This window comes from Nereida sp. (genome assembly GCF_965655635.1).
Lineage (GTDB): Bacteria > Pseudomonadota > Alphaproteobacteria > Rhodobacterales > Rhodobacteraceae > Nereida.
Map to the genome: position 1 here is coordinate 103,974 of NZ_CBFHHE010000005.1, position 6,054 is coordinate 110,027.

The 6,054-nt window shown below is 53.4% G+C and carries 4 protein-coding genes and 1 pseudogene; 2 read left to right on the top strand and 3 right to left on the bottom strand.

Translation table 11 applies throughout. The features are described 5' to 3' along the window. Positions 1-47 precede the first annotated feature (47 nt). The gene (gene ald, locus ACTF5M_RS03035; protein WP_438959610.1) at positions 48-1,163 is read left to right on the top strand and encodes an alanine dehydrogenase; all 1,116 of its coding nucleotides are present in this window, start codon (positions 48-50) and stop codon (positions 1,161-1,163) included. A 62-nt stretch (positions 1,164-1,225) separates the two neighbouring features. Here the strand turns inward: ald and mscL are convergent, their stop codons facing one another. Further along, a complete protein-coding gene (gene mscL / locus ACTF5M_RS03040; RefSeq protein WP_438959611.1) occupies positions 1,226-1,639 on the bottom strand; it encodes a large conductance mechanosensitive channel protein MscL in 414 nt (137 codons plus the stop codon). Positions 1,640-1,793: 154 nt separating this feature from the next. Between mscL and ACTF5M_RS03045 the strand changes: the two are divergent. Continuing rightward, positions 1,794-2,495, top strand: a pseudogene (locus ACTF5M_RS03045) (glutathione S-transferase family protein). A gap of 76 nt (positions 2,496-2,571) precedes the next feature. Here ACTF5M_RS03045 and pheT read toward each other — a convergent pair. Both pheT and pheS read right to left on the bottom strand, forming a co-directional pair. Next, the gene (pheT, locus tag ACTF5M_RS03050; protein ID WP_438959612.1) at positions 2,572-4,965 is read right to left on the bottom strand and encodes a phenylalanine--tRNA ligase subunit beta; all 2,394 of its coding nucleotides are present in this window, start codon (positions 4,963-4,965) and stop codon (positions 2,572-2,574) included. Then, positions 4,962-6,035 carry a phenylalanine--tRNA ligase subunit alpha gene (pheS, locus tag ACTF5M_RS03055; protein WP_438959619.1) on the bottom strand — a complete coding sequence of 358 codons (1,074 nt, stop codon included), beginning with the start codon at positions 6,033-6,035 and terminating at the stop codon, positions 4,962-4,964. The genes pheT and pheS overlap by 4 nt, the downstream gene beginning before the upstream one ends. Positions 6,036-6,054 lie beyond the last annotated feature (19 nt).

Here is a 6,054-nt window from a genome sequence, read left to right on the forward strand (position 1 = left end):
GTATTCTAGGCGAACGTCCCTTCAGATTACTAACAGGAGGGAACATCATGAAACTGGGATGTCCAAAAGAAATTAAGCCACAAGAGTTCCGCGTTGGAATGACCCCTAATGCGGCCGCCGAAGCGGTTTTACGCGGTCATAGCGTTGTCATCGAAAAAGGCGCGGGCCTTGATGCAGGCTTTGCCGACAGCGATTACGAAGCGGCTGGTGCTACCATGCTGGACACAGCCGCAGAGATTTTTGCCACCGCCGACATGATCGTGAAAGTGAAAGAGCCCCAAGCCGCAGAGCGCAAAATGCTGCGTGAAGGGCAGTTGCTGTTCACCTACTTGCACCTTGCTCCCGATCCAGAGCAGACCAAAGATTTGCTGGCATCCGGCGCGACCTGCATCGCGTACGAAACGGTGACAGATGACCGTGGCGGTCTTCCTTTGCTGGCCCCGATGTCCGAAGTCGCAGGCCGCTTGGCCCCGCAAGTAGGCGCGTGGACGCTGCAAAAAGCAAACGGCGGACGCGGTGTGCTTATGGGCGGCGTACCCGGCGTTGGTCCTGCAAAAGTAGTTGTCATCGGCGGCGGTGTAGTCGGCACACATGCGGCAAAAATCGCCGCAGGAATGGGCGCAGATGTAACCGTTCTGGACCGCTCTCTGCCTCGTTTGCGCTATTTGGATGACGTCTTTGGCGGCAGCTTCAAAAACGGCTATGCCAGTGCCGGCAACACGGCAGAATTGGTACAACAAGCGGACATGGTCATCGGTGCAGTCTTAATTCCCGGTGCGGCTGCTCCCAAACTGGTCAGCCGTGCGCAGCTTTCTGAAATGAAGCCCGGCGCGGCCCTTGTGGATGTGGCCATTGACCAAGGCGGATGCTTTGAAACATCCAAAGCCACCACTCACCAAGACCCGATCTATGATATGGACGGGATCATGCACTATTGCGTTGCGAACATGCCGGGCGCTGTTGCGCGCACGTCGACCATTGCCCTTGGTAACGCGACGATGCCTTTCATGCTGGCCCTTGCGGACAAGGGATGGAAGCAGGCCTGCATTGATGATCCGCACCTTGCAAACGGACTAAATGTACATGACGGCAAGCTAACCTATTTCGCTGTGGGTAAGGCCCTTGGCATTGATGTCACGTCAACATCCGTCATCCTGAAGTAAACGAAAGGCCCGCCAATAAGCCGGCGGGCCCTCCCCATTCTACACGATTGCGCGTAATAAGTTTACTTTTGTAACGCGTCACGAATTTCCATCAGCAACTCTTCTTGGGTCGGCCCTTTGGGCGCAGGAGGTGCTGCTGGTGCCTCTTTCTTTTTCGTCGCGTTTACAGATTTAACCAGCATGAACACGACAAAAGCAATGATCAGGAAATTGATGATCGCCATGATGAAACGGCCGTAAGCGAAGACTGCCGCACCGGCCTCTTCCGCCTCAGCCATCGACGTGTACTCGCCCTCGCCAAGCAACGCGTACATGCCGCTGAAATCAACGCCGCCCATGAACAGGCTGATGATCGGGTTGATCAAATCTGACACAAGGCTGCCAACAATGGCCGTAAAGGCTGCACCAATGATGATGCCTACAGCCATGTCCATGACGTTGCCCTTCGCGATTAAGTCTTTGAATTCTTTTAACATATTTTAGTTCCCTCGTTACTTATACAAACGCCGCAATGACTACTTGGCGCGCCTACGCACATTGTTAACGCATGATGAACACAATACTATTCCTTTTTTCCGCAGACTTAGCGCCTATGTTCAAAACAGGTTAACGCGATGAAAGGATCACGCCATGACGTTTCCAGATGATTTCAAGATTAATGAGAAATGGCCCGCCAAAGACCCAAGTGTGCTGTAGTTTTATTCGTTTCCAACACCAAACGGCGTTAAAGTGTCGATCGCGCTGGAAGAAATGGGCATCCCATACGAGGCACACACAGTGACTTTGGCCGATGCGGATGTGCGCAGTCCCGAGTTTTTGTCCCTGAATCCTAATAACAAAATTCCAGCCATTATCGACCCAACTGCCCCTGATGGCCCGATTGGAATGTTCGAAAGCGGTGCAATCTTGGTATACCTTGCGGATAAGACGGGACAGTTCATCGGAACTAACCCCGCTGAGCGGGCTGAAGTGATGACTTGGCTCATGTGGCAAATGGGTGGCCTTGGTCCGATGTTTGGGCAGATGGGTTTTTTCCATAAATTCGCTGGGTCTGAGATTGAAGACCCACGCCCCAAGCAACGCTACCTAGATGAAAGTAAGCGATTGTTAACTGTCTTAAACGGGCATCTTGAAGGACGCGATTGGGTAACTGGTGAGTACTCAATTGCCGATATGGCGATTGCGCCTTGGCTTCGGGCACTTGATTTCTACGGCACCAAAGAACTGCTAGGTTTTGATGGCTTCAAGAATGTTTCAGCATATCTGGATCGCTTTCTGGCCCGTGACGCGGTTCAGCGCGGCCTCATTGCTCCGCCACGCGAGCCTGCGTAAACGTGAGTTCTTACAAACAAAAAAGGCCGCTCTGATATCGTTCAGAGCGGCCTTATAATGTCTCAGCAAAGCAGTCTTAACCGCGCAGCTCACCACCTGTTGCTTTGTTAACTTTTTCGATAATTTTGGCGCCTACGGCCTCAATATCTTTTTCAGTCAACGTGGCATCGCTCGGCTGTAAGCGGACAGTAATCGCAAGGCTTTTACGCCCTTCACCAAGGCTGCCGCCGATAAACTCGTCAAAGACGCGTACTTCGGAAATAAGTGCTTTATCAGCACCCACAGCTGCATTTACCAAGGTCAACGCCTCAACATCCGCATCCACAACAAACGCGAAATCGCGTTCAACAGCCTGTAAATCTGTCGCCTTCAAAGCAGGGCGCGTGGCAGATGATTTACGCGGAAGCGGGATTTCAGCGGGGAAAATTGTGAAGGCCATCGCGGGACCTTTAATGCCCATCGCCGCCAGAATTTTAGGGTGTAGCTCACCGAAAACGCCGAGCACTTTCTTTGGACCAAGACAGATTTGGCCATGCCGCCCAGGGTGCCACCAGTCAGAGCCACCGCGCAGGATTTGCACTTTGGCCGGAGCCCCCATGGAGGCCAGAACCGCCTCTATATCCGCTTTTATGTCGTAAACATCTACGGGGCGCATTTCACCGTGGACATCCTTTGGACCTGTTCGCCCGACAAGAATACCTGCCACCTGATCGTGCTGCTCACCCGGCTCACCACCGTGCCATGCAGGTCCCGCCTCAAAAAGGCTTACGTCCATAAATCCACGCGCTTGGTTGCGGGCTGCAGCCTGCAGAAGACCAGGCAGCAAGTTAGGACGCATATGGCTCATTTCAGAGCTAATGGGGTTTGCAAGCATTGTCGCATCAGTACCACCGCCAAAAAGCTCAGCCGCCTTTTGGTCGATAAAGCTGTAGGTGACAGCCTCGTTATACCCCAACGCGGCGGTTGTGCGGCGCGCCGTTGTCAGACGCTTTTGCATCGGCGTAAGTACAGGCTTTGAAATGCCAGCAATACGTGGAAGCGGCTTGCCGACAAGCTTTGTCAACGACGCAATCCGCGCAACTTCCTCAACCAAATCCGCCTCGCCCTGAACATCAGGACGCCATGACGGCACGTTAGCTTGGTCACCGTCTAACACAAATCCCAGATCAGTTAGGGTTTGACGCTGTGTCTGCGCTGGAATTTCCATCCCAACGAGAGACACCACACGGTCAGTGTCCAGCTTATAGGCACGCGCAGTATCAGGTACAGCACCGGCGGTTACAACTTCGCTCGCGTCACCACCTGCATGATCAACGATCATGCGTACAGCATGCTCAAGACCTTCAGGCGTAAAGGCAGGATCAATGCCGCGCTCAAACCGGTAGCGCGCATCAGAATTGATTTTAAGCGCACGGCCTGCGTAAGCGATTTGTACAGGGTTCCAATAAGCGCTTTCAACAAAGACGCTAACGGTTTCATCTGTACAGCCTGTCTCAAGCCCGCCCATGATACCGGCGATGCTTTGCACACCGTTGTCATCGGAAATTGCCATTTGACTAGCGGAAAGCGTGTAGGTCTTATCATCAAGAGCAACGATTTCTTCACCGCCTACAGCGCGGTGGACCCGCAGATTTCCCGCAACTTTATCAGCATCAAAAACGTGCAGCGGGCGGTTCAGATCATACGTAAACCAGTTGGTCACATCGACCAAGAAACTGATCGGGCGCAGGCCAATCGCACGTAACTGATCTTGCAGCCATTGCGGGGACGGACCATTTTTGACGCCTTTGATTAAGCGACCACAGAATACGGGACACCCATCCAGCGTATCCTCATCGATACTAACACCAATCGCGCTTGCACCATTTGCGGCAACGGCAGTGACATCGCGAGCCGTCAACGTTCCAAGACCGCGCGCCGCCAAATCACGCGCAATACCGCGTACGCCCAATGCGTCAGGACGGTTTGGTGTGATCGCAATTTCGATGACCGGATCCACTTTGGCTGGATCATGCTCAGCAAGATAATCCGCGAAACTCTGGCCAATTTCACCGGATGGTAACTCGATGATACCATCGTGCTCGTCGGACAGTTCCATCTCACGCTCTGACGCCATCATGCCGAAGCTTTCGATGCCACGGATTTTGCCAACGCCGATAGTGGTATCAATGCCAGGCACGTAAACGCCGGGCTTGGCTACAACTACGGTAATGCCTTCGCGCGCATTTGGCGCACCGCAAATGATCTGCTTTTCACCCTCATCAGTTTGCACCTGACACACACGCAGTTTGTCTGCATCAGGGTGCTTCACCGCAGAGTTAACGTAGCCAATGGTAAACGGGCGGAGCTTTTCGATCGGGTTTTCAATGCCCTCAACCTCAAGACCAAGGTCGGTCAGTGCATCTGCAATCTCGTCAACAGACGCATCGGTTTGAAGGTGCGATTTCAGCCATGACAGAGTGAATTTCATCGTGTCAGCCCTCCTGCAAGATTTGGTTGATCGAGCGATGCAAACCCGTAATGACGCAACCAACGCAGATCACTGTCAAAGAACGCACGCAGGTCGGGAATGCCGTATTTCAGCATCGCGATGCGGTCGATACCAACACCAAACGCAAAACCTTGGTACACATCCGGATCGATGCCACCCGCAGCAATTACTTTGGGATGCACCATGCCTGAACCAAGGATTTCGAGCCAATCATCCCCCTCACCCACTTTAAGCGTACCGCCCTCCCACGAGCAGCGAATGTCCACTTCTGCGGATGGCTCTGTGAACGGAAAGTGGGACGCGCGGAACCTAAGCTCGACATCGTCGACCTCAAAGAATGCCTTCACAAACTCTTCAAGCACCCATTTTAAGTTGGCCATTGAGATGTTCTTATCCAGCGCCAAACCTTCGACTTGGTGGAACATAGGCGTATGAGTTTGGTCATAATCAGCTCGGTAAACACGGCCCGGGCAAATTGCGCGGATCGGTGCGCCATTTGCTTCCATGCTACGGATTTGTACCGGGCTGGTGTGGGTACGCAGCACGTGCGGCGGGCGATCATCGCCTTCGGCACGGTGGGTATAAAAAGTGTCCATCTCGGCGCGCGCAGGGTGGTGGCCCGGGATGTTGAGCGCATCAAAGTTGTACCAATCGCTCTCGATCTGGGGGCCTTCTGCTACGGAAAAGCCCATGTCGGCAAAGATGGCAGTGACTTCTTCCCAGACCTGACTGATCGGGTGCAAAGTGCCCGCGGGTCGTCCGCGTGACGGCAACGTCACATCAAGCCACTCGGTACGCAACCGTTCATTAAGAACAGCATCTTCAAGCGCTTCTTTTTTGGCAGCCAGCGCAGAGTTGATTTCGTTTTTCAGTGCGTTCAACATCGGACCAGCTTCTTGTCGCTGCTCCGGTGTCATTTTACCCAATTCACGCATTTGGAGGCTGATTTCGCCTCTTTTGCCAACTGCTTGCACACGCAAATCTTCGAGAACCGCAGCGTCCTGCGCCTCCGCGATCAGGCTAAGGTATTTGGTACGTAGATCGGTCAAGAGATACTCCGTTTGCAAT

Coding starts and splice junctions, on each gene's coding strand:
- pheT (WP_438959612.1), bottom strand. CDS start 4,965: ATGAAATTCACTCTGTCATGGCTGAAATCGCACCTTCAAACCGATGCG.
- mscL (WP_438959611.1), bottom strand. CDS start 1,639: ATGTTAAAAGAATTCAAAGACTTAATCGCGAAGGGCAACGTCATGGAC.
- ald (WP_438959610.1), top strand. CDS start 48: ATGAAACTGGGATGTCCAAAAGAAATTAAGCCACAAGAGTTCCGCGTT.